The organism is Mongoliitalea sp. (genome assembly GCF_054166905.1).
The window spans coordinates 129,810-155,282 of record NZ_JBSZCK010000024.1 but is presented as its reverse complement, the minus strand read 5'-3'; the positions used below and the strand labels follow the sequence as shown (position 1 = coordinate 155,282).

Here is a 25,473-nt window from a genome sequence, read left to right as displayed (position 1 = left end):
TATTTTTCTTCTTGCCATAATGACGAGAACGTGAAAAATAAATTTAAATCAGAAGATACGTATCAAATTTTAATCAATGAAACAGAGAAGTTAGAATTTGAGTGGTATAGTAATGGGTTTATCAAATCTATTTCTCGAATAAATGATTCAGGTTTAAAAAATGGAATATAACTTAAATATTATCCTAACGGTTTCCTTATGGAAAAGTCAGAATGGAAGAATGACAAAATAGAAGGCGAATATTGGATGTTTAATGATTTAGGTGAAAAGATTAAGTTTTATACTTATTTTAATAATGAAAAACATGGTGATATGTATGAATTTTATAAAGAAGAAAATACAATTACTCACCGGCTTTTTAAAAATAATGAACCTATATATATTGCTGTGTATAAAGATAAAGTCAAACAATTTAATACCCCAGTTCCAGTTTTTCATAATGAGGCTGTAAAAAAGGACAGTGTATATGAAGTTCACATTGAATTCCCTTTTCCATTTAAAGGAAATTTAGAATTATTTTTAAAGGATACCATTGATTTCAAGAAAGAATACCTTGACAAATACAACGTAAAACTTACAATAAATAATTTTGACAAAAGTTGGAATAAGTATGACATGTTGCTTGAATATGAACCAGTGGAAGGAGATACTTTGATTTGGACGGAACAAATATATAGTCGTACAATTCAAATAAAATAGCTATTTCACCTGGGAATCAAAATGTTTGATTACGGAGCACGGAATTACGATCCTTTAATAGGGAGATGGACCAGTGTTGACCCGTTAGCGGACCATCCGAAGCAGATAGGAATGTCTCCATATAGTGCTTTTTGGAACAATCCGATACGATACAATGACCCGGATGGAAGGTGTCCCGAATGTGAGGAAAATGTAATAGACCCCACGGACGGCCAAAGCTATAGATCCACGGGAGGTGCGGACTACACCTTTGGCAATGGCGAATGGACAAGACAGGGAGGAATGCTAAATGAAGTAACTGTAACGGCCCAAAAACCATCGTTATTAGAAAAAGGGTATTACAGAGGACAGGCTGCGGCTCAAGATGCCTGGAACAGCCCGATGGCTAGAGCTTATTTCCCTGATAAAATTTCTTTATCATTTTCATCTTCAGTAACTGCATTTGCAGGAACTAATACTGATTTTTCTCTAAATTGGATTACAAGAGGGCACGATGCGCAATTTACACCCTATGCTGTATTAACAGTTGGAGGTCAGGGTGGCCCTCAAGTATCAGGTGACGCTTTAATTAATCTTAGTGCGGGTTATTATGCAACTTCAGATATGCGAAGTTTACAAAGAGGTCAAGCTAGAGATGGTTTACTTGGATGGAGTACTTACGGTAGTGCCGATGCAGGTCTTGGTTTAGGTGGTTCTATCACTGGTTCGGTTGGATTTCAGGATTCACCTTTGGTTAGTAGGCCTACTTGGATTTCTGGTGGTATAGGTATTGGTGCGTCTATTGGTGGTGGTGCGACTGGTGGAGTGAGTTATAGCTGGCCAATTGTTCCAAGTCAATTCAAAAGATAATTAGTAAATGAAAAGAAGTTCAACAGTGTTCTTAGTTGTTTTTGTAGCAATAGTAGTTTTTGCGACTATTTATTTTTCTATTAGTAGAACTAATTTAGAAAAAGAAATGGCAATCGATTTTACAGTAGAAAGAATTGAAATAACGCCTGCTTTGAGAGCAGTATTGTATGATAAGGATGGGAATAAATTGAGATTGCAAAGATTTGTTTTTTTTGAAAGACACGGGATTCAACCAAATGATATTGTAGTAAAAGAAGCAGGTGCAGAAGTTCTTAAAGTATATAGAATAGATAGTTTAGGAAATAAGACTGTTCATTTGAAAATGAACATAGATTAAAAATTACTGTCATCCGAGTAAAAATTTTATTAGATTATATCACCAGTACAGGTGTATCTATTTGACAAATTACTCGTATCCCCCTATACGCATCTAATTCCATAAAAAAAATAGGGGGTGTTTTTCAGAATATTGAAAAATCCTCTTTGATTTAACACAGAGACACCTTTTTTTCGTAATCTTATTTTAGTCGGATGACAGTAATTAAAAATTAAAAAACCCGGCAAGTCCGGGTTTTTGATTTTATAGCGCAGCTACATTTTTCTGGAAAAAGTCTTTGAATTTTTTGTTTGTGAGCATCTTGTCGATCAGCTTGAAGATGGTCTGCCTGTCCTCTTCTTCTTGCTGCTGGATAAGCCTGAGCTGTTCGACGGCTGTCTTATCCTCGATGACGACTTCGGAGGGGATATCCCTGTCGTATGCGTGTACCTGGTCGGTGGTCATATTGAAAAGCTGTGACGCCCTGTAGAGTTCATCCACGGTGATTGCCCTGGTTCCCTTTTCTATTTTGCTGTATGCCGACTTGTCTACCCCGATATGGTTGGCGACATCGATCTGCTTGAGGCCTTTCTGCTCCTACTGGGTACAGATTGGCGAAAGGGCAAGGTTTTGATAAAAGTGGCAGGTTGCAAACTACACCCGGTCACCTCCTAAAGACTAATTTAAATCTAGACGGAGTAGGGGAAATTGGAAAATACACCAAGATCATCAATACTTTGATTGATTATTTGAAATCAGGTGATAAAGTATCCTCCATTTCAAGAGCGTTCAGAAGAGAAGCAACTTGATGTGTTGGAATTCTTCATAAGTTTTATTTTTAACAAAAATATGTAAACAAAAATGTTTATATTTGCATCATGGATAAAAGGATTCAATACATCAAAGGAATTCATCCAGGATTATTTCTGGAAAGGGAGTTGAAGTCAAGGGGTTTGTCCAAAGGGCCTTTTGCTCTTTCTATAAAAGAGTATCCCCAAACCTTAAGTGCCATCACTCGAGGTAAAAGATCTATGAATACCTCCCTTGCGTTGAGGATAGAGAAAGCCTTAGACTTAGAAGAGGGAACGCTGATGATTCTTCAGGTCTATTATGAAATCAGAGAGGAAAAAAGAAAATTAGCAAAGGGAATCAAGCCTGATGTAAGTAAACTGAGGCCTGTCCTTTTTTGGGATACTACTTTCGATAATATAGATTGGATACAGCATAGACAGTATGTGATTGACCGAGTCATGGAGCTTGGTAGTGAAGAAGAAAAAAAGCTAATCAAAGATTTTTACGAGTTACAAGATGTTGCTGAGTTAATTTCTAAACAATGAACCAGATCCATTATGCTTACGGGGTAAGTATTGGGATTTGATTAAATTTGATTTGTTTCAAGCAGTTGATAGGCTTTAGGAAATAGAAATAAAGAGTTTTTACCAAATGTTTGATTCTCGCAATTTTCCGTTCGCTGTAATTTTTAAAAAAAAGCATTTTTTTAAGCTCTGTTAAGAAATTTATAATGAGCTGTGAAAGTTCAGGTAATTGATTTTGTGAACGCTCTATATTTGTGTCAAAAATTAAAAATACTGTAAAAAAATAGAAAAAAACCTGCTAAAATTTTAATGAATGAATCCTTTTGTTAATTTTGCCTTTGTCCGAGAGAGAAAAAATGTTTTCCTCGTCATTGAAATGATTTGTATTGTAGGATGATGAAATTGGCAGACATGCCCTCCTGTCTCGGGGGTGGAGATACCAGCACTAGTTGGGAATGGATAAAGCGCACAGAGCTCAGTGTTGCCTAACTACTCCGTGGAGGTTCGAGTCCTTCTCCTACAGCTATTAGATTAGATTTGGGTTTTCTAGATAAAAAAGGCGGCTGGCTGTGTAAACGGTCGGTCGCCTTTTTCCGTTAGAAAATTTTAACTTCTTGCCTCGAGTGTATTCCCTGCTTTTATAGTACTTTTACTTCGAAACTGAAGCTATCTTCCCGTGAATCAGCCTATGAAAGCTTTTTATTTGCGACATCAGCGAATCCTCCGTCCATTAGCTTGGTTTGTGGGAGTTCTCTTATTTCTTCATGGGATTTTGTTTCTAAGCTCTGATTTTTTGTTGAGAAATTACCTGAAGCAAAAGGTAACGGAAGCATCTGATGGGAAGTATGCCATAGAATTTGAAAGCTTTCGAGTTTCATTGCTCCAAAGGGGGGTTGCTTTTCGTGAGTTGAAGCTTTTGCCGTTGACAGACTCATTGGAGTTTACAGAGGAAATTCCTTTTTACCAGGCGGACCTACCCTATGTGAAAATCACAGGGCTCAACTATCATTTCAGAAGTAAGGAATTGATCATTGGTAATATTCGACTGCTAGAGCCTGACCTGAGGGTTCGATTTTTGCAGAACCAAGAGGAAAAAGCAGTGGATTCACCCTTGGTTTTACTACAGGAAGAAATCCAGAAATCCTTTTTATCCTCATCCCTTCAAGATATCCGAATCAAAAATTTGGAAGTGTCGGATGCCGATTTTCTCCTCAATAATTTTATTTCTCAGCGGGCGATCAAAGGTAAAAACTCTCGTATTTATCTGAAAGATGTGCAGCTATTGCAAAATCGTGTACCCGAGACTCCGTTCAATGCAGTGGGTTTTGAGTTTTCCATGGAGGATTTTCAAATATTGTTGGCTGATAGTGTGCATACGATATCTTCCCAATTGATTGATATTTCTTCCTTACGATCATTTATTAAAGCTAGTGAAATTAAAATAGATCCCAACTTCTCCAAACCTTTGGATAGCTATTTCCAATTGGAGTTGGATGAATTACAATTGGAGGGGGCAGATATCAATAAACTCTTCTACACTGGTGTAGTAGATATAGAATTTTTGAATCTGAATAAACCATTTTTTCAATTGTATTCGACTCCCAAAAGACAAGGCTTGGAATTGGGAGATTTTGAGATGTATCAATTGATTGAAGGGATCTTAGAAGAAATCAATATCAGGGATTTGCAAATTACCGAAGGTAAATTTACCAAACGTAACTCCTATAACCGCCATTTGTACTCGCTTAATAGTGAACGGGTAAATTTCAAAATGAATGAAGTGTACGTAGGCCCTGATCTTCAACGTAAAAAAGATCAGTTTTTCTACGCAGCTGATGCCTCCTTGGATTTGTATGAGGTGGATTTGTTTTTGGGAGATTCCCTGCATCGAATCACTAGTAGCTTTGTTCGTTTGAGTTCCTTTGAGGATGAAGTGCTTATTCGAGGTTTTGAACTGCAACCACTGTCGGGGACCCTCGTGGGTAGTGGCAATACCTTGCTGGAAATTGCAGTTCCCGAATTGAGTATTGGCAAAGCCAATCTCAAAAAAATCTACCAAGAAGGGATTATTCAGGTCGAAGAGCTGACGGTCAATCAGCCTGCGATAGTCCTTCGGGATTTGCAAAATAAGGACAATGGGAAAGAGTTTGATATAAGCTTATTGTATGAAGATTTTCTGGAGGGTATTTATATCAAGCAGCTAGAATTAAAAGAAGGATCCATTGTCATCGACAATAATCTGCGTTCTAGACAGGACAGTTTGTCGTTTGGGACGGTAAACTTATTGCTGGATAATTTTGCATTGGACGCAAATACGGTAGCTTCTGAGTCCAAAGGGGTTTTTTGGGCGGATGATATGCGTTTAGAACTTTTAGACTATGCATTGAAGCTTTCAGATGATTTGCATATGTTTTCTGCTGAAAGGGTGTTGATTGATACCAAATTGGATCGGGTAGCAATTCGGGGTTTCCGTATTCGTCCTTTTGATCAAGAGCGTATTACTACGATTTTGGACAGATACGAGCAAAGCACAACGTTGGAGATTTTTGTCCCTGAATTTACGGTAAACGGAGTTGATATTTCCAAAGCATATGAAGAAGGAATCCTAAGAATCCGAACTATTCGGGTTCCCTCTCCTACCATCAAAATCCACCGCTATCGTACACAGCAAGAAGATGAAGAAGAAAAAGTCAAGCGGGATGTGTTGGAGTTATTGACCTCTTATTTTCAATCCATTTCCATTGGATCATTGAGTTTGGAGCGGGGGAGTTTGAGTTATGAAAACTCTGTGCGTGAGCGTCTACGGACGTTTTCAGAAGATAATATTTCCATTGCTGTTAAGAATTTTTTTATAGATCAAAATACTGATTTGGATCAAATATCTTCCCTATTTTCAGAAGAGGTGGATTTGAATTTGAATAACTACGTGTTTTCCGTGGCCAATGGGAAGTATAACATCGTAGCAGATAGGATTAATTTCAATACCTCTACGGAAGAAATCATTACCCGAAATGTTCGTTTAACGCCTAGTACCAGCACACAGGATAAAACCAAAATTTCTGCAACTATCCCTGCGATGTCATTTCGTGGAGTAGATTTGGAGGCCTTCCTCTTTGATAATGTCTTGCAACTTCAAAAGGTACGACTCGTGGACTCGGATGTACAGGTGTTGATCAATAGGGATATGGAGGTAGAGGACACCGCAATTGGCAGGAGAGCCCGACGCCGAGACCGGACGCTTCCTAAGACGATTGATCGGATATCTATTGATACGGTTTTGACCGAACGTTCCCGATTTAGTCTATCCTTTAAAGAAGGAGGAAATACTAGCAACCTGATCAATACAGGTATCAATTTGGGGATTTATGATTTCGAACTAGATTCCTTGAAAGCAAGACAAGCCGATATTGCCAGTCTTTTTGGAGCCTTGTCTTTGGGAATGGATGAGTTTTGGTTGAATCTGGGGGATAGCGTGCACCAAATCACCTTTGACAGGGTAGAACTTGATACCCGAAGAGATGGGATATTGGTCAATAATTTCCGCGTGATTCCCAAGTCCTTGAGTGGAAATCCCGGTCAGCCTGTTTTTTCTGGACAGATTCCGGTTGCATTGATTAAAATCAATTCTTTAAGTGAGTTACAGCAGTCCAAGGATTTATGGATAAAGGAGTTGACGTTATTTAGACCTGATTTGGAAATTTTCACGGATACCGTTCGGAACATCAAAAAAGCAAAACAACGGGATATTGCGGAGACTACTGTGTTGGAAGTATTGAAAGTGGATGATTTTAAGATAGAGCAAGGCAATATTGCTTTGATGGATAAATATGGTGTAAAACTTGGGCAACAGTTGAAGGGCTTGGATTTATTTTATGGAGGATTTGAATCTGAATTAAGCGATTTAGGTACATTGACTACAGATGACTTATTAAAAGAGGATTTCTCTATTTTCCTTCCTTCCTACGATGTGATGTTGAAGGATAGTTTGAATCGTTTGCGGATCCGAGGTCTTAGTCTTCAAAATAATCGAATAGGTATAGAAGGACTAAGCATGATACCTACGGTAGGGAGATTTCAGTATCATCGTCGAGTGGGTACACAGTCAGATGTAGCTGAGCTGAAAATGGAGGATATTGAAATCTTGTATCCAAAGTGGCAAACCTTGATTTCTGAACAAGCTTTGCAAGCTGAGAAGCTGAGTATTGCTCAAGTGGACGCCAAAATTTTCCGGGACAAGCGTTTTCCGAAAAAGGAGGGAGTTGTTCGGTTTATGCCGCAGGCCCTTATGCAATCAGCAGGGATAGATGTTAGGCTGGATACCTTGGCGATTCATCAGGCCTTTGTGGGATATACAGAGTTTCCAGAAAAAGGGATGGTGCCTGGTAATATTTATTTTACTGATTTGAAAGCCACCTTGACTCCTTTTGTGCTATCTTCTGATTCTAGTAGCTTTGATTTGGAAAAATCCGATTTATATGCCAAGGCTTTGCTCAATGGGGTGGCTCCTATCGATTTACAGGCACGCATGCATTACGACTATCCTTATCCTATGGAAGTAAATGTGCAGCTGGGTGCTTTTGACCTAGCTTCCATCAACAGTATTATTGCCTCCAATGCTTTTGCCCGTGTTACGCGTGGTCAGGTAGATGGCGGTAATTGGTCCTTTGTAGCCAATGATCAGTTTGCAACAGGTAAAATGACCTTGCTTTACTCAGATTTGAGGGTTCAGTTACTGGATGAGCGTACGCTCGAGCCTGGTAAGGGTAGAAAGAAAATCTTAACCTTTGTATTGAATGCTTTTGCAGTGAATAGCAATAACCCTAGAAAGCTTTCAGGAAGAACCGTTCGTTCCAGAATCTATGAGGAGCGAGATCAGGAGAAATTTATCTTCAATTACTGGTGGAGAACAAGTCTCAGTGGAGTCAAAGGCAGCTTAGGACTCGGACAACCGGTACAACCCAAACGAAAAGAGGAAGATAGATAATTGAAAACTCAAGTATTCAAAATACCGTTTAATCCGTTAAAAAATTACTTGAATATGACATTTGTCATACATTTTGAACTATTTTACCAATAATTTTGAAACACACAATAAATCCTTTTAAGAGATGAATTACACAGAAAATTACCGTGGAATTAAAGTTGATGTACAAGCGCCACAAGTAGATGTGCCTGCTGGACTACAAGAACAAATCAGAAAGTCAATTGATAAATTATTAAGATTTACACCTGTCATCAATGCAATAGATATTTATCTCAATATCTCTGGTACAGGCAAAACAGCAGAGAGAACCTTAGGTATGCGCGTAGGTATCCCCGGTCCGGATGTATTTTCGGAAGAAAAGGCTAAAGATCGCTGGAATACCATGCTGAGAGCTGTGGTAGATAAAAATGTAAGGCAATTGCAGAAAGGAAAATAAGCTAATTAAGTTGTCTATTTAGCAATTCTGGTGACTCGAGATATTAATTGATACTGGATATTGATAGATATTAGCTGAAAGAAAGGCTTCCGGTTAAAAAAATCGGAAGCTTTTTAATTGCTCCCAAAACATCCCTGCACTGGAAGGAAAAACCAATAAAATAAATACAATGCCTGCCAATGCACCATATAAATGTGCGTCGTGATTGACTCCATCATGACCTTTTTTAGCTTGAACAATGGTATAGATCAAAAACAGACCACCCAAAGCAAACCCAGGTAAGCAAATCAAGCCAAACAAGCAGATATCCGATAAGGGCCGCAAGACAATGCTGCCAAATACAGCTGCCGCCACTCCTCCCGAGGCACCCAAGGCGCGGTAATAACTGTTACCCTGATGCTTTAGAAAAGTAGGAATGTCAGCAATTACAATAGCTCCTACATAAAACAGGACATAGGTGACAATGCCCAATCCAAAACCCAATCGGTAAATCAAGAAATACTCAATCGTACTCCCAAAGAAGTAGAACGTAAACATGTTGAAAAACAAGTGCATGCCATCCTTATGAATAAATCCGGAGAGTACAAAACGATCCCATTGATTGCTGTTCTTAATCAGATAGGGCGTAAACATCCAGCGATTCATCAACTCAGGTTTATTCCAAGCTTGATAAGAAGTTAAGACAGTAATCCCTATCAAGACAAGCGTAGCAGTAATTTCCATTTATTTTTCCCGATTAATCAGATCTTGGGTAATGGTACGTAAGTTTTGTAATGCAGTTGGATTATCAGCCTGTACCGTGTCCAATTGTGCAAATCCCTTATCAAAGTATTCATACATTTTGGCTTCAGTCAAGGACTGGATACCGATGCGATCGTATATCGCAGTCACCGCTAGTACCTTTTCCTCTTTATCAAATTCTTTGGCCTCCATCCAGCTAGTCAATGCTTTCGCATCCGCTCCTGTAGCGAGTTCCTTGGCTTTGATGAGCAAAAATGTCTTTTTGTTGGCGATGATGTCTCCACCGACTTGCTTGCCAAATTTGGCTTTATCTGCATATACATCTAACAAATCGTCTTTCAACTGAAATCCAATCCCGATATTGACACCAAAGTCGTAGAGTTTTTGGCTTTCTTCCTCAGACTGTCCCGCTAGTAGTGCTCCAAATTGCAGTGCAAAACCCAACAAAACAGCTGTTTTTTGCCTAATCATATCGATATAAGCATCTTCACTTACGTGATCAAGACTTTCAAAATTCATGTCATGTTGCTGTCCCTCGCAGACTTCTGCAGCTGTGCGGTTAAATAGACGCAAGCAAACAGGTAGTAAGCTTGGCTCCATTTCTAAGAGCATGTCATAGGCTTTGACAAGCATCACATCTCCTGAAAGGATGGCTGTATTAGGGTTCCATTTTTCATGGACTGTAGCCTTTCCTCTTCTCAAGGGTGCATTGTCCATGATATCATCGTGCATCAGGGTAAAGTTGTGAAAAACTTCCACCGCGGCAGCAGGAGTTAGGATTTGTTGGTAATCATCTTTGTACAGGCTGTAAGCTAACAGCGTGAGTAAGGGACGTATTCTTTTACCTCCCAAACTCATCAGGTACCCGATGGGTTCGTATAGCTCTTGTGGGGATGTTCCGTAGGAATACTGCTGGATGTGTTGTTCTAAATCCTTTAAAATCTGATTAACGTCGTTTGCGGGTTGGCTCATTGTCGGCAAATTCCAGGTCTATGGTTCGTCTATTGATATCGGTAGCAACAACTTTCACTACCACTTTGTCTCCCAAAGTGATGATTTTTTTTGTTCTGCTCCCAATTAATCGCATGTTTTTTTCGTCAAAATCGTAGTAGTCATCGTTCATTTCAGAGACCTTCACCATTCCTTCACACTTGGTTTCTGTGATTTCCACATAGACTCCCCACTCTGTCACTCCTGTGATGATACCTTCATAATCTTTATCTTCCGCCAATGACATGTATTCTACTTGTTTGTATTTGATGGAAGCACGCTCAGCATCAGCTGCTCTTTTTTCACGATCAGATGAGTGTAGACACTTATCTTCCCAATCATCTGATTGCGGTGACTTACCACCGTCCAAATAGTGTTGCAACAATCTATGCACCATCATATCCGGATATCTTCGGATAGGCGAGGTGAAGTGCGTATAATGGCTAAATGCCAATCCAAAGTGTCCTTTGGGTTCGGTGGTGTACTTGGCCTTGGCCATACTTCGAATAGCCAATTGCTCTAAGATGTTTTGCTCAGGCTTGCCAATAATCTCTTCCATCAGTTTATTGAGTGCTTTAGAAATCTGTGGTCCCTCAGCCACTTTCAATTCATGACCAAAACGCTTGGCAAAACCTGCAAAAGTCTCCAAACGCTCTATGTCAGGATTATCGTGTGTTCGGTAGACAAAGGTGTCTTTTCCCTTATTCTTGTGGTAAATAAATTCGGCTACCGTTCTGTTGGCAAGCAACATAAATTCCTCAATTAACTTGTGGATGTCTTTTCGCTCCTTGACCACGAGACCCAAAGGCGTACCTTTTTCATCCAGCTTAAATTTTACTTCTACCGTTTCAAAATTTACAGCTCCGGTATCGAAGCGTTTCTTGCGTAGTTTTTTCGCAAGCTCATTAAGGATGGTCAACTCCTGATAGAAGTCACCCGATTGATTGTCGATATTTTCTTGCCCTTCTTCGTAGGCAAATCGTCTGTTGGAGTGTGTGACTGTCCTTCCTATCCATGAATTGACGACTTTCGCATCTTCATTCATTTCAAAAACACAAGAAAACGTCAACTTGTCTTCGTTGGGTCTTAGTGAGCAGAGGCCATTGCTCAAACGCTCGGGAAGCATTGGAATAGTTCGATCAACCAAATACACGGAGGTAGCGCGCTCATAGGCTTCTCGCTCCAAGGATGTTTTTGGTTTGACATAATGAGTCACATCGGCGATGTGCACACCAATTTCATAATTGCCATTTTCCAAGATGCGATAGGAGATAGCATCATCAAAGTCCTTGGCATCGTGTGGGTCAATGGTAAAGGTCGGGATGTCCCGCATATCCCTACGATTATCAATTTCTGATTGAGGGATGGCTTCAGGAATAGCTTCTGCTTCCTGTACAGGCTCCTCCGGATATTCAAATGGCAAACCAAATTCTGCCATGATGGAGTGAATTTCTACCTCATGTTCCCCAGATTTCCCAAGTACTCTTACAATTTTTCCAGTAGGGTTTTTGTCATCTTCTCTCCATTCGGTGAGCTTGACTACTACCTTTTGATTGTGCTCGGCACCTAAGAGATCGCCTCTGTGGACAAATATATCCTGATGCATTTTTCGGAAATCGGGCACCACAAAGGCAAAGCGAGGGGAGATTTCTACCCGCCCTACAAACTCATCCCGTACACGTGCGAGGATTTCGAGTACTTTTCCTTCTTGCCTACCACTATTTCCTCTTACTGGGAATACCATGATACGGACCCTGTCTCCGTCCAAGGCTTGCTTGAGGTCCGCCTCTTTCACCATAATGTCCTCTGTAAGGTTATGCTTGGCATCTGGCTTGATAAAAGCAAATCGTGGATTTACAAAATCCACAGTCCCCTCGATGAATTCAGGTTCTTTGGTTGAGCTGAAGTAGTTTCGAGGGTTTTTTGAAACGGAACCAGCCGCTGCTAGTTTATGTAAAATAGGTTCTACGGAGCCTTTGTTGAGGCTATCTCTAATCTCTAGCTTTTTAGCTACTTGTTTAGCATTGAATTCTTGTCCGTAATGGTTATCTAAAAAATTCAATATTTTTTTGGCCAACTGTGCGGTGTCTAAAACCTTTCCGCTACTTTTCTTTCTGCGTTGGCCTTTGTTGTCTGATTTTCTTCCCATAAAAATGAGTATTTGATTTTGTGTTTAATATAACAATTGTTTTACCGCTATGGTAAAAAAGCAGGTGAAGCTTTTGTGATTTCTTTTGTTTTTGAGCTTTGGGTGATCTGCTAGCTACAAAAACAGGCTATTTGAACAATGGTGTAATTCGGATCAAAGATGAAAAACTTTTAGCTATTTGTTAAAGGAAAGTTTTCCAAGAATAGTTCCTTTGGGTAGAATTATACCTTATTTTTAAATACTAAAACCCTTCCAAGAAATCAATTTTCCCATTGACCTATGTTGAGAATCTGCCCCGCTATATACGAGTTTTTTGTCCAAATTGGGCAGTTGAGAAATAGTTTCAAATTTTGTCAAGCCATCAAACATATCTGATTTGATGGTTTGGGTCGCTTTGAACTCCATGATTTCCAAGTTTTCCCCATGATCGACCAAGAGATCCACTTCATTGCCTGATACATCTCTCCAGTACCAAATGTCCTGTGGATTGTTTTGGTGATGCATTTGTTTGACATATTCTGCAATCATCATGTTTTCAAAGACAGCTCCTTTGATGGGGTTTTTGATCAGTTTTTCCCGTGAATTGATTTTTAGCAAATGGCATAGCAGTCCTGTGTCATAGAAGTATAGTTTGGGTGTTTTGATGATTCGCTTGCTGTAATTCTTGTAATAAGGATGCAATTGAAAGGTGATGTAACTTTGATCCAATGCAGAAAGCCATGCTTTGGCAGTCGGTTGACTGATGCCACATTCATTGGCCAAGGCATTCATGTTCAAAAGCTGTCCAGCACGCGTAGCGCAAAGTGCGATAAAGTTTTGGAATAGCTTTAAATCTCTGATGGCGACCAACTCTCCAATGTCCCTGTTCAAGTAGGTTTCTATATAGTTGGAATAGAATACTTTTGGCGGGATATTTCGGTCGTAGACACCTGGATAGAAGCCTTTGATTGAAAGGTCGATAAAGTCATCTTCCATAAGTTTTGCCCCCTTCATTTCATTAAAATCCAAGGGAAAGAGCTTGAAAATTGCAACCCTTCCAGCCAAACTCTGCGTGATGTTATGCATCAAGTGGAAGTTTTGCGAGCCTGAAAGGATGTACAAACCCATCTCTCTATTTCTATTGTCCACATTGCTTTGTAAATAAGAGAAAAGCTCTGGAACCCGTTGCACTTCGTCGAAAATTACCTGAGAGTGAAACTCTTCCAAAAATCCATTGGGATCAGTGGAGGCAAAGTTTCTATTGTCAGGATTTTCTAAACTGATGTATCTAAAGTGAGGAAACAGCTCCTTGAGTAGTGTTGTTTTACCTGACTGCCTCGGTCCAGTCAATGCCAATATGGGATACATTTGGAGCGTATCTTTAATTGATTGGACTATATGTCTGGTAATCAGTGTCATTGGTGCTTCAAATGTATATAAAATTTTGAAATATCACAAGTTAAATTTTGAATTATCACAAATTGAATTTTGAATTATATGCTTTTTAATTTTGAAATAGGAAATCGTAAATTTTGAAATTACATATATCAAATTTTGAAATATCATATACTAAATTTTGAAATATTCAAGTATGAATTTTGAATTATAATCATTTAAGATGTTGAAAAACAGTTGGTTGTGATTTTGGCTGCGGATTTTTTAAAAAATGATGAAGGAGGAATCAATTATCGTCCTTATTGATGATTTCCATGTCAAGATCGGGTGGTAATCCTTGAAAGGCAAGGTAGATTTGTGCGGTGACGAGGACGTCTTTGAGGCAGTAATCTTTGATGAGGGGAAGGTTCTTGTCCTGATAGTAGGTCTGATTGACCTGCGAGCCATCGATGCTGTCTTTGGAGGTAGGGATGTCAAATACAGAAGCCAATAGCTCCAGACGGGTATAGTGCTTGTAATCCCCAAATTTCCACAGTTCCAGGGTGTCCAAATGCCTGATTTCCCAAGGTTTTTTGCCAGCAAGCTGCAGGGGTTCGGGGAGCGGTAAGCGATTGATAAGGATTCGTCTACTCAGGTAGGGAAAGTCAAATTCTTTTCCATTATGAGCGCATAGGGTCCAACGCTTTTTGTTGAGTAGGGTACAAAATTCACTTAGTAACTCGTATTCATCATCACCGTAGAAGCTTTTGGTCCGAAACTCCAGTTTCTCTTCACCTTTGACGAAATGAAAATAGCCAACACCGATACAGATCACTTTTCCAAATTCCGCATAAATGCCTGCTTTTTGAAAGAATAAGTCGCCCGCTTTACATTCGGCAGGTGACTCGGGTTGTATTAGTTTCTCCTTTTTCACCCATTCTTCTTGTAGGCGTGGAGGCAGTAGCTCAAAAGAAGCTTCTAGGCTCGCTGTCTCGATGTCTAGGAATAGAATTTCCGCTAACTGACCCAAAAAATCATTCATAGGAGGCTTGATTTGAATTGATAGGGGGTAAATTACTGGTGAGCAAGTGAAAATCCAAGTATGCCTGACAACTTAAGTACTTATTTGCTTAGCTGTGCAATACCCCCTCTAATCCCAAGTCTTCTATGAACTGAATATGTTGAGGTTCCATGCTGCCGTGTACAAAGACAAACTTCTTATCAAAGATTTGATCCAGGATGTAATAGCTTACCCAAAATTCATTGGTCAGCGCAAAAACTGCGGGATCAATCGGTTCGATTTTGGCAATGGATTGGGCACCGAGTTCTTGAATGACATGACGGAGCGTAGAAGTTTTACGCTGTTCCCCATCGATGATTCCATACCCTTTTGAAGTGATCATGACGGTATTCAACTCTATCAGGTTATGATTGATGATATATACTGCCCATTCTGTCTGTCCTTCAACTTCCTCTTTGGCTATAGCAAGTTTCACCCCTGTAACCGGGTGAAAGGTAATGTCTTTTTTCATGTAGCATTTTAATCAAGCCCCAAAGTTAAGGATTTGAAAGGTCAAGGACAATGGAGAGGTTGGATTAGAAGGGTTAGCTAAGGTTATCAAATTCCTTACATACTTTGATGGATTTCTTCCGTACCAATTTTGATTCAAAGTGAAGTTTTTCTTCCAAATCCTTTCTGATTTGAAATTGATTGTAGTGGGTCAAAGCCTTAAAGATATACTCGTCCATAGTCATTCCTATTCTTTTACATATTTCGTTAGTTTCATCGAACTTGTTCTCGTCCATGGTTATTTCTATGCTTTTCATGATTTGCTAATTTACTCAAAAATCCAATTTCAAAAGCCTATAACTCATCACATCATCACTGAAATCTTCTCTATTCATATTATTAGCAGAAACGTAAAGGCCTGCTTTGCCAACGAGGAAATTATCAGAAGAATGGACTTCAAAAGGTTCGAAGATGTGTTCAGCGAGGATATTCAACTCCTTATCCAAGACCATGATCCCAGTCAAAGGTCGGGAACGCTCCATTAAGCGCAACTGATCTGTGCTGAAAGTTTTTTCTAGTGGATAGCCCGGAAGAAAGATTCTATAAAACACATCTCGGTAAGGATCGTACAAAAATGTTTCGTACTGATCGGATTGTAAAGTTTCGATGATGGCTTTGTCTGGATTGCCTGGAAGTTCATTTACGATATTGAATTTTTCAACATGATTGGACTTTACTTCTTTTATGGTGACTACTTGATTGGTTTTGGTATCAAAGACCTGAATCCTATGGTCATAAAATGGAGCGATGTAAATCATATCCTCACGCTTTGCCCACGAAAAATAAGACAATTTTTTTCCCTGATCCCAGTAATCCAAGCCATAATAAACCTCATGCCAAGTGGCATCCTCTGTGCTTAGGCTAGCGCTGTACACGAGAGATTGATTTTGGATATCATTCGCACTCATCCGATGATGATCCATAAGAAATGGTTGGGCTCCATAAATCCTATTATGAGACTTGAATAGTGGAATCATACTGCCATTTCCGATATGAGAAACCGCATAGTTTCCCTCGGGTAAGGACCGTTCCCAAAGCAGTTCACCATTAAAATTAATCATCCCCAAAGCGGGAGGATAAAAAGTTACAAAAATAGAATCCCTGCCTATCAAGGTCCCACCAGTAAAGCGTCTGCTACGTTTTTCATTCTCAAATTCGAGCGGAATACTAAGTTTCAGTTCTCCTGAAGTAAAAGCAGAAATCTGAAGTTTTTTGATGACATGATTGTAAATCATTACATGTTCCCCCGAATCTGAGTCAAAAAGGTGAATCATTCCAGGATTGGAGGAAGCAAAGTCTATGGTTGGGACTTCTAAAGTTTCAGGAGATAGTGATATTTTTAATCGATTGGTATCTTTTTCGTTACATCCTGATAAGCATGTAATCAGAAATGATATCGTTAGGATTTTTTTAAGTTGTTTCATTTAGTTTAGTAAAAAATCTGGGATAGGAAAGTAAGCTAAATTTGGGTCCTCATCTGTTGTGATTCCAATAATTCTACCGTTGACTTCATCTACTCCAATAGATCTAATCGAGCGATCTAGGTGTAGAACCGTCAAAGCTTCTCCTGAAAGGGTAAACACAAAAATCTTTGTCGCCAAATTTCCTGTTTCCCTCACTTCTGTTCTAGTGTTGCCGCTATATAGTGCATAGATATGCTTGCTCGTAATGCTCGCATCTCTGTATCGATAGGGGTTTTGAGGGTCGATAACAAGAACTGAATTATTTGTAGGACCTGCTAACTCAAACTTTGGGAGTTCCAAGTCAGGGCCGTCAATTATCGTGAATTTTTTTGTTTGATAGTCAAAGATTTCTATCCTATCCCTGTACCCACACGCCTTTACAAAAATTTGTTTTTTCGAATCATTAATAAACCATCCATCATTAAGCGAAAAATTTAAAAAATTATCCATGGGATGTTTGGTGTTGATAGATTCCCACTCTCCGTATCCGGCGATTTCTTTGCCATTTCTGTGATATTCTACAAGCCTATTAGGGTGATCAGAAGAAATACCTAAAAACGTCGAGTCTGTAGCAGCATACAAGCGAATCAATGAAAAAAAACTCTCCGGCTGTCTGTATTGCTCTATTGACAAGGGGTTATCATCATTGATAAGAAATTTGGATACTTTTTTATCAGTAGAAGAGTAAGCGTAGAATGCACCAGGTTCAAACGCAAGATCAATTGACATTACAGAAGGAATTTCATTAGGCCCAAATCCCATTACTCCTTTTTCACTGATATGATCAAAGGTCTTGGCGTCGTAAATGTGGATGAGTTTGTTTTCTTCTGGTATGGTACTATCCTCAATCACGAAAATGTAATTTCCTTCAATAGTGATGACATTGTAAGGATTAATGAGTTCAGAGAGGTCTAATTTGACCGAGCTCAACTGTATTTGTTTAACGTTGCCTGTATCAAAAACCAAACGCGTTTCTGAGTCGTGAACAATAACTGATTCGGAGCAGCTAAAAAAGAACAGTGAGATAAAGCAAAGTAAGGTACTATGCATGAGGGTTTTCAAAAAACGAGAAAGTTGAATCATTATGAAATTAATTTTCACTAAACTAAAAAATAAATCTTAAACTAAAAAATTTTTCCAACGCTACAACCTGGCCCCTCACGAAAAATATTCACAGAACATTTTCTCAACGTTTGGTCCCCCAAAATCTAAACTCTAAACTCTAAAATCTTAAATCTAAACTCTCAAACCAACTCCATCCCAAACAACTCCGCCAAGTGATTTTTGACTTTTTCCTTGACTTCTGACTCATCCATGGCTCTTCCCAATTCTAGATGTAAGGAAGTCACTGCCTTATCGGCGATGCCACAAGGGACAATATTGCCAAAATAAGCGAGATCAGCGTTGACATTGAAGGCAAAGCCGTGCATAGTGACCCAGCGGCTGGACTTCACACCCATGGCGCATATTTTTCGTGGATTTTTTTGTTCCACATGATCCAACCATACGCCTGTAAGTCCGTCGATCCTTCCTGCTTCAATTCCATAATCTGCTAAAGTTAGGATAATGGCTTCTTCCAATAGCCTGAGGTATTTATGGATATCTGTAAAAAAATTCTCCAGATCCAATATCGGATAACCCACCAATTGCCCCGGTCCATGATAGGTGATGTCACCGCCTCGATTGATTTTGTAGAAAGTGGCATTTTTTTCTTCCAACCCTTTTTCGTCCAATAACAAATGGGAAAGCTCACCGCTTTTTCCCAAGGTGTATACATGCGGATGTTCTACAAAAATCAAGTAGTTATCCGTTGCAGATTGCTCTTCTGCCGGAAGTTTTCTGTTTTCAATCTTTTTGGCAACTATCTCTCCAAAGATGGATTCCTGAAAATCCCAGCATTCCTTGTAGTCCTTGCTGCCCAGGTCTAGAAATTTTACTTTTTTATTGATAACTTGATTCACGGATTTCGTAGAAGTTTGTTAGGAAACACATACAGACGAAGTTAGGTTCTGACATGTGTTTTCAGAATCGCTTTTCAACTATTTTTCAAAAGTAACAAATTAACCGATGGCAGCACACAACGAACAAGGAAAGCTCGCAGAAGGGTTGGTCAAGGATTGGCTGACAGGCAAGGGCTATAAATTTCGCGAGGCCAATTACCGTCATGGACATGCGGAAATTGACCTGATTTTTGAATACAAAGGGCTTTTGATATTTGTGGAAGTCAAGTACAGAAGTGGAACAGGCTTTGGTTTTGCAGAGGAATTTGTGGACAGCACCAAGCGCAAACTCCTGGTCAAAGCAGCTGACCACTATATTCATCAAAAAGATTGGCACAAGGATATTCGATTTGATATTGTAGGCGTGTACAAGGATCAACGGAACAATTACCACTTCAAGCACTTTGAAGATGCTTTTTATTGACTATCCTCGCCCGTGGGCGCTTGTTTGTCAGCAGGTTTGATGACTGATTCTTTGATGACTTCTGGGTAGGTTTTGATATGTAAATCGCGCTGTGGGAAAGGGATTTCTATGTTATTTTCTTTGAAGGCCTTGAATATAGCCCGCATGACCTCATCCCGTATGATGATCCATACATCAATATCATCTACCCAAAAGAGGACTCGGAAGTTTACGGAGTTGTCTGCAAATGTTTGCAAATAGACTCGTGGGACTGGTAGTGTCAAAATCCCTTCTCGAGTTAATTGTTCCTGAATCAAGCTGGTAACCAAGTCTAGGTCTGAATTGTATGCTACTCCAATGATTAGTTCTACTCTTCGTTTTTTGTCAGAAAGCGTCCAATTGGTCAGTTGCTGCGCTAGCAGGTCTCCATTGGGGATGATGATTTCCGCTCCATCGTAATTTTTGATTTTGGAAGCACGGATACCTATATCACTTACAGTTCCTTCAATATTCCCTACCTGAATGATGTCACCGATTTCTATGGGTTTTTCAAATGCTAAGATTATACCCGACACAAGGTTGTTGACAATGGTCTGAAGACCAAAGCCAATCCCAACCGACAAGGCACCTAAGACGATAGCTATTTTATCTACCGGGATTCCCGATGCTGCAATGGCTATTAAAAAGCCTACGGATAGCACACCTAGTCTTAATAAAAGGATCGCAGAACCCAAGCGTTTTTTCTTTGCAGCAGCATATTGTTGATCCTTGATGGAAGCAAAATAGGCCACATTATTGGCTAAAAATGAGGAAATATACACTACCAAAATAAACACTGCCACCTGGCCAAAGGTAAAGGAAGCATTGAGGATATTTCGGGGTTTGGCTAGTGAGTTCCCTATTGCCTCCAAAAGCGTATCAAGTAAGGAAAGGCTTTCAAAGAAATAGTATCCCCAGATGGCGATTGCCAAAAGAGAAAATAGCTTGGTGATTCGTTGTTGGATGTCCTTAAAATCAATCATAGAGGTGAATTCCGATTGATTTTTTCTACTGACCTCTATTTGGAGATAAATCATCTCCTTGATTACGATCAGAAATACGAGTAAGCTCACTGCATGCATAAGGCTTAGCGTAGCTGTAACTCCGAGCATTTTTGCTAAGCTGAATCTCCCCAATACATTAGCTAAAAGGGCTACTACTTGAAAAGCAATGTATATATTGATGATTTTACTCAAGTATGGGGGAAGTGAATTTTCCGAATCTGTTGCAATGACTTTCTTTAGCTGTAAGCCTAATAGGATGGCGATGATGCCAAAACCTAATAAATGCCAGCGTTCATTGTAGCTGATTTCCCAGTAAAGATTACTGATCAGACTGAAGACAAATAAAATAAATAAACCGCCCCACACTCTTAAGGCGGATTTGTTGATACGATTGGTGAGTAATACTCCTGAAAAAGACACCATAAAAAAGAGAATGACTGCAAAAAGTGTCACAGGTGGATTGGTGAAAAAGAATGGAGAAATAGCCAAAATCAGAAAAGAAGAAGCAATGAAGGTGAATTTGTGAATGTAAACCAACCTCCCCAAAATGATAGAGGCAAATTCTTTTTCTTGTTCGATTTTTTTTATGTTGGTACTAGTCCACCAATAGAGTACTCCGATGGAAGTTAATAGAAAAAATAAAACTCCAATGTGGCTAGCAATGTAGCGGGAAACTATCAATCCATTGAATCTCAAAGAAGCTTTAAAAATATCGAGCAGACGTTCGGTATCTGGCCCCTCCCTTTTTTCCCAGAGATAGTTATTTTCTTTATCAAGTAAACTTCTTTCTAGCGTTTTTCTTTGTGCTTGGATTCGTTCGCCAACCAAGGCTAGATTAATATTTACTCTAGAAATTCTGCTTAAATAATTGGCATTGACTATACGCGCTTCTTGAAGAGATTTCTCTAGTTGCCCTAATTTTTTGGATAGATCTTTCTTTGCTTGAATATATTCGTCAAATCCAACAGTATTTTCTTTGCCAATTTGCAATATTCCATCAGTTTTGATAGAATCAACTACTGTTCGAAATCCTAAAAGCTGCTCCATTTTTAAGAGGACGGGCTTTTCAGCTTCATTCAATTGGGATTTGATGCCAGATAACAAATTGTCCAAGGCATTGATGTAGCGAAGATTGATGCGGGATTCCTGACTGTCAAGCCGTGACTGAATGACAGTGGCAATCCGCTCTGCACTTGGCAAAATGTCAGCTAGAACCGTAGTGTCTACCTCGTCATCCAATCCTCTGATGATGGAATTGATAGTAATATTAAACTGTTGTATTCTTTTAATATTCTGCTCTAGGCTAAGTTTTGGTGCTTGTACTTCTTCTGGATTTCCTTGTGCAGAAGTCGAAGGTGATGCTCCTTGCCCTAACAAAAATTGTTGAGCAAGTATTAATTGAAGAGTAAGGACTACTAAAAAAAGCCTTTGCAGCATGTTTTTTTCTTTAAATGTAAATAGAATTCCACAAAGTTTTAAAATGTCAGAAACTTGCGCAATTATTTTTTGTTAATAGGGAAGATAATCTGCGCGGCTAGGTTTTAACGTTAAACCTTGTTAAACAAAATGGCAGAAAATAAAATTTGTCTGGTATTTGATATCGGATGAGTATTAAATTCACGTATAATACAAGAACTTAAACCAACACATATGAATAAAGGTCAGTTTTTCCTAGGTATTATTGTTGCCTCAATGATCGGAGGCATCATCGCGCTGGCAGGGGCAAGCTACCTGTCCAAGCAAAACTCAGCTACCAATTTCACCGACAAGCAAAATACCAGCTTGGTCAATTGGCTATCGGATGACAAATTTATTGTTCCGGAGGGGATCAATTTTGTCGCTTCCGCTGAGCAAGTTACTCCTGCGGTGGTCCATGTGAAGAGTTCGGTAACCGTCGGACAACAGCAAAGGGGAGTAGATCCATTTGAAGAGCTGTTTGGTTTTAGACAACCAGACAGAAGAAGTCAACCAAGACAAGGACAGAGTTCTGGTTCGGGTGTGATAATTTCCGAAGATGGCTACATTGTCACCAATAATCACGTGATCGAAAATGCCACGAGAGTGGATATTTCTTTATTTGATAATACGCGCTACAGTGCACGTGTGGTAGGTACTGACCCTACCACAGATTTAGCTTTATTGAAGGTAGAGGCAAAAGGTTTACCTTATGTTAAATTTGGAGATTCAGATCAGGTGAAAGTTGGGGAGTGGGTGTTGGCCGTAGGGAATCCTTTTGATTTGACTTCTACTGTAACTGCTGGTATTATTTCAGCCAAGGCGAGAAATATTGGAATTCTAAGAGATTTAGAAAATAACCTTCAGATTGAATCCTTCCTACAGACTGATGCGGTGGTTAACCCTGGTAACTCTGGTGGTGCTTTGGTGAATTTGAAGGGTGAGTTGATCGGTATCAATACAGCTATTGCTTCCCGTACAGGTACATTCAACGGATATGCTTTTGCAGTGCCTACATCTATTGTCAAAAAGGTAATGGATGATTTATTAGAGTTTGGAGCTGTTCAAAGAGGGATTTTGGGTGTAAGTATAGCCAATGTTTCACCTGAGTTAGAAGAACAATTAAAAACTACTTTTGGAGTATCTAGAGGGGTTTATATCCGCAGTGTAAATGAAGGAAGTGGGGGGGCTGAAGCTGGTTTGAAAGAAGGTGATATCATCATTGGAGTAGATGGGGTGGAGACAGAGTCTGTTGCCCGCCTCCAAGAAATGGTAGCCCGTAAAAGGCCCGGAGATAAGGTAGAGGTGAAATACCTTAGAAACGGCAAGGAATCAAAAGTTAATGCAACCTTGAAAAACATTTCTGGTGATACCAGAATCATCCGAAAAGAACAGCCGAAAAGAGCGACATTCGAAGGTATTACTTTTGAAGATGTGAAAGACGATTTGAAATCTCGATTGAATATCTCTGGTGGTGCGAGCATCATCAGTATCAACAACGAGGAGTGGAGAAAATCCGGAGCTAAAGTAGGGTTTATTATTACTTCTGTTATTGGTTCTGATGGTCGATATAGAATCTCAGGTGCTGAGGATTTAAATAATGTGCTTTCTGATAACAAAGGTGAAGAAGTGGTTGTCTTGGGAGTATATCCTTCTGGTCAGGAGTATTATTTTGAAGTGAAAATCAAATAATTGGTTGATTGTTTATAAACAAAAAGGCCGCTCAGTTGAAGAGCGGCCTTTTTTAGTGTACTTCCAAAAGCATAAACTGATACGGTTCAAAGTGGAGAAATTCATGATCCATCCCAACTATATATTCTTGACCACTCCACAGATCCAGTAACTTTTCCGGTTTCTCCGTATATTCACGAAAAGCATACCAGCTGATTTGGGTAGCATATGCACTGAAGTTGAAAGCGCCAAAGAATCGTTTTTCCTCATGTTCCCGTAAAAAAACAGTCACATGCCTGCTCTGAGGGCTAGACCAAACTAGGTTTTTCAAGTCAGCTACTTGGGAGACTTGTTTACGGATGCCGATCAATTTTTTAGTTCCTTCAAAAATCGCATGTTCTGCCGTTCCTTTTTCCGATCTCTTAGCCACTTTGTTCCAATCTATCAGTGGCCTATGCATCCATCGGTTATCGTAACTTTTTCCCGGGTCCTCGTAAAAACTGTAGTCATTCGTATAGCCGACTTCGTCTCCGTAGAAAAGCATGGGTAAGCCGCCAATCATCATGGAATGTGCCTGCATCAATAAGATTTTTTGGATAGACTCCTTGATTTTTGATGCATCGCCTGTTTCCATCGCAAGTTCTAAGCCACAGAGTGATGCCAAGGTTCCACTGATGCGTGCATCACCTGTTTTGGGATTAAAGGAGAATAATGCTCCTTTGGCTGGGCTATTAGGGTAGTTGCCTGCATAATAATCCGTGATAAATTTCCGATGATGATAAGGATTTTTCCCTATGTTTCGAATCATCTCATCTGTATACCCCAAGCCAATGTCATCGTGGCATCTTGTGTAGGTAATCCAAGATGTTCCGTAAGGTTTTTGAAGTATCAGGTGCTGAGCGTTCATTAGCAGTTCTGCATCTCCTGTCGCTAAGGTGTCCCATTGCAATGCCATGTGTGTAGCGTTATAGGCAAAATCACACTCTTTGGCAGTATAAGCACCTGTGCCAAAATATTTGATAATTTCCTGAGGGGCGACAATTGCTTCTCCCAGGATAGCCATGCCGGGTGCAGCTACCAAAACACAGTGCTTGATCAACTGGAGTAGGCTGTGTACTTGTGGGAGATTTTGACTCGTGGTGCCTGTCTGTTTCCAAATAAATGCCGGTGCATCTACCCTCAATACGTCGACTCCTAGATTGGCATAAAACAACACATTATCCACCATTTCCCTTAGCACAATCGGATTCATGTAGTTGAGGTCCCATTGGTAGTTGTGGAATACGGTCATAACCCAGCGCTTGCACTCAGGAACCCATGTAAAGTTGCCCGGAGCTCCCTCAGGGAAGATTTCAGGCATGCTTTCTTCATACTGATTGGGTATCCATCGATTTTCGTACATGTAGAAAAACTGCTGATAGTAAGAGTCTCCTGCCTTGGCATTTTCAGCCCATTCGTGTTTGTGGGAGGTATGATTCAGCACGATATCCAACATCAAATACATGCCTTTTGCGTGCATGGTTTTCCGCAACTTCTCCAAGTCTTTCAGGGTGCCAAACTTGGGATCTACCTTCCGGAAATCAGAAACCGCATACCCTCCGTCGCTCTCTCCTTCCGGACTTTCAAATAATGGCATCAGATGCAGAAAATTAACTCCCAAATCTTCCAAATAAGGAAGTTTGGAAGGCATGTCTTGGAGTTTGCCTGCAAATCTATCTACATATAAACTCATCCCCACCAATTGATTGCTCAAAAACCAATGATCTCCTTTTGCTTTCTCCTCATCTCTTACTTGAAGATCTTTTGCACGGTTTTGACCTTGTTGGATGACCTGGACAATTAATTGCTCAAACTGTTCATCTTTTTGTGGATGTGTACTGTAGATTTCATAGAATAGTTTGCCGATTACCTCCAAATGTTGCTCCAGCCGTCGGATGATCGGTAGGTCATTTTTTGAAATTTTTAATCCATAAGTATCAATGATTCGAATAATAAAATCATTGGACGTAATTGCTGTTGGCATTTTTCTAATTTG

General features: G+C 39.7%; 20 protein-coding genes and 1 pseudogene. 8 read left to right on the top strand and 13 right to left on the bottom strand.

Features of this window, described 5'->3' with window-relative positions:
• Window positions 1–198 precede the first annotated feature (198 nt).
• The 3 genes from ACXIUD_RS08450 to ACXIUD_RS08440 are packed head-to-tail and all read left to right on the top strand — an operon-like array spanning window position 199 to window position 1,885.
• Entirely contained in the window at window positions 199–699 is a 501-nt protein-coding gene (locus tag ACXIUD_RS08450) for a hypothetical protein (protein ID WP_458052184.1), read from the top strand.
• A gap of 21 nt (window positions 700–720) precedes the next feature.
• On the top strand, window positions 721–1,548 hold the full coding sequence (locus ACXIUD_RS08445) for an RHS repeat-associated core domain-containing protein (RefSeq protein WP_458052183.1): 828 nt from the start codon (window positions 721–723) through the stop codon (window positions 1,546–1,548).
• Window positions 1,549–1,555: 7 nt separating this feature from the next.
• A complete protein-coding gene (locus tag ACXIUD_RS08440; RefSeq protein ID WP_458052182.1) occupies window positions 1,556–1,885 on the top strand; it encodes a hypothetical protein in 330 nt (109 codons plus the stop codon).
• A gap of 243 nt (window positions 1,886–2,128) precedes the next feature.
• Here ACXIUD_RS08440 and ACXIUD_RS08435 read toward each other — a convergent pair.
• Window positions 2,129–2,449, bottom strand: a pseudogene (locus ACXIUD_RS08435) (helix-turn-helix domain-containing protein); the annotation flags it as partial.
• A 293-nt stretch (window positions 2,450–2,742) separates the two neighbouring features.
• On the opposite strand from ACXIUD_RS08435, the gene ACXIUD_RS08430 reads away from it, so the two are divergent.
• From ACXIUD_RS08430 to ACXIUD_RS08420, 3 genes are all read left to right on the top strand, one after another.
• Window positions 2,743–3,201 carry a helix-turn-helix transcriptional regulator gene (locus ACXIUD_RS08430; RefSeq protein WP_458052181.1) on the top strand — a complete coding sequence of 153 codons (459 nt, stop codon included), beginning with the start codon at window positions 2,743–2,745 and terminating at the stop codon, window positions 3,199–3,201.
• A gap of 667 nt (window positions 3,202–3,868) precedes the next feature.
• Entirely contained in the window at window positions 3,869–8,164 is a 4,296-nt protein-coding gene (locus ACXIUD_RS08425; RefSeq protein ID WP_458052180.1) for a hypothetical protein, read from the top strand.
• Window positions 8,165–8,288: 124 nt separating this feature from the next.
• On the top strand, window positions 8,289–8,600 hold the full coding sequence (locus ACXIUD_RS08420; RefSeq protein ID WP_458052179.1) for an HPF/RaiA family ribosome-associated protein: 312 nt from the start codon (window positions 8,289–8,291) through the stop codon (window positions 8,598–8,600).
• Window positions 8,601–8,693: 93 nt separating this feature from the next.
• Here the strand turns inward: ACXIUD_RS08420 and ACXIUD_RS08415 are convergent, their stop codons facing one another.
• The 10 genes from ACXIUD_RS08415 to lipB form a co-directional block, all read right to left on the bottom strand.
• A complete protein-coding gene (locus ACXIUD_RS08415; RefSeq protein ID WP_458052178.1) occupies window positions 8,694–9,323 on the bottom strand; it encodes a rhomboid family intramembrane serine protease in 630 nt (209 codons plus the stop codon).
• Window positions 9,324–10,313, bottom strand: coding sequence for a polyprenyl synthetase family protein (locus tag ACXIUD_RS08410; RefSeq protein WP_458052177.1), 990 nt, complete (start codon window positions 10,311–10,313; stop codon window positions 9,324–9,326).
• Window positions 10,288–12,480: a ribonuclease R gene (gene rnr / locus ACXIUD_RS08405; RefSeq protein ID WP_458052176.1), complete on the bottom strand. Its 2,193-nt coding sequence runs from the start codon at window positions 12,478–12,480 to the stop codon at window positions 10,288–10,290. Before rnr ends, ACXIUD_RS08410 begins: the two co-directional genes overlap by 26 nt.
• A 234-nt stretch (window positions 12,481–12,714) precedes the next feature.
• On the bottom strand, window positions 12,715–13,878 hold the full coding sequence (locus ACXIUD_RS08400) for an ATP-binding protein (RefSeq protein ID WP_458052175.1): 1,164 nt from the start codon (window positions 13,876–13,878) through the stop codon (window positions 12,715–12,717).
• Between the two features lie 262 nt (window positions 13,879–14,140).
• On the bottom strand, window positions 14,141–14,875 hold the full coding sequence (locus ACXIUD_RS08395) for a 3'-5' exonuclease (RefSeq protein ID WP_458052174.1): 735 nt from the start codon (window positions 14,873–14,875) through the stop codon (window positions 14,141–14,143).
• Window positions 14,876–14,963: 88 nt separating this feature from the next.
• The gene (locus ACXIUD_RS08390) at window positions 14,964–15,365 is read right to left on the bottom strand and encodes a hypothetical protein (protein WP_458052173.1); all 402 of its coding nucleotides are present in this window, start codon (window positions 15,363–15,365) and stop codon (window positions 14,964–14,966) included.
• Between the two features lie 73 nt (window positions 15,366–15,438).
• A complete protein-coding gene (locus tag ACXIUD_RS08385; protein ID WP_458052172.1) occupies window positions 15,439–15,660 on the bottom strand; it encodes a hypothetical protein in 222 nt (73 codons plus the stop codon).
• 15 nt (window positions 15,661–15,675) lie between these two features.
• The gene (locus tag ACXIUD_RS08380) at window positions 15,676–16,827 is read right to left on the bottom strand and encodes a DUF4221 family protein (RefSeq protein WP_458052171.1); all 1,152 of its coding nucleotides are present in this window, start codon (window positions 16,825–16,827) and stop codon (window positions 15,676–15,678) included.
• On the bottom strand, window positions 16,828–17,916 hold the full coding sequence (locus ACXIUD_RS08375; RefSeq protein WP_458052170.1) for a BF3164 family lipoprotein: 1,089 nt from the start codon (window positions 17,914–17,916) through the stop codon (window positions 16,828–16,830). It lies immediately after the preceding gene.
• A gap of 194 nt (window positions 17,917–18,110) precedes the next feature.
• Window positions 18,111–18,827, bottom strand: a complete 717-nt coding sequence (gene lipB / locus ACXIUD_RS08370; protein WP_458052169.1) for a lipoyl(octanoyl) transferase LipB — start codon at window positions 18,825–18,827, stop codon at window positions 18,111–18,113.
• 106 nt (window positions 18,828–18,933) lie between these two features.
• Between lipB and ACXIUD_RS08365 the strand changes: the two genes are divergently transcribed.
• A complete protein-coding gene (locus ACXIUD_RS08365) occupies window positions 18,934–19,290 on the top strand; it encodes a YraN family protein (protein WP_458052168.1) in 357 nt (118 codons plus the stop codon).
• Here the strand turns inward: ACXIUD_RS08365 and ACXIUD_RS08360 are convergent.
• On the bottom strand, window positions 19,284–21,749 hold the full coding sequence (locus tag ACXIUD_RS08360; protein ID WP_458052167.1) for a mechanosensitive ion channel family protein: 2,466 nt from the start codon (window positions 21,747–21,749) through the stop codon (window positions 19,284–19,286). The genes ACXIUD_RS08365 and ACXIUD_RS08360 overlap by 7 nt on opposite strands.
• A gap of 213 nt (window positions 21,750–21,962) precedes the next feature.
• On the opposite strand from ACXIUD_RS08360, the gene ACXIUD_RS08355 reads away from it, so the two are divergent.
• A complete protein-coding gene (locus ACXIUD_RS08355) occupies window positions 21,963–23,459 on the top strand; it encodes a Do family serine endopeptidase (protein WP_458052166.1) in 1,497 nt (498 codons plus the stop codon).
• Between the two features lie 52 nt (window positions 23,460–23,511).
• Here ACXIUD_RS08355 and ACXIUD_RS08350 read toward each other — a convergent pair whose 3' ends face one another.
• Window positions 23,512–25,461, bottom strand: a complete 1,950-nt coding sequence (locus ACXIUD_RS08350) for an alpha-amylase family glycosyl hydrolase (protein WP_458052165.1) — start codon at window positions 25,459–25,461, stop codon at window positions 23,512–23,514.
• Window positions 25,462–25,473 lie beyond the last annotated feature (12 nt).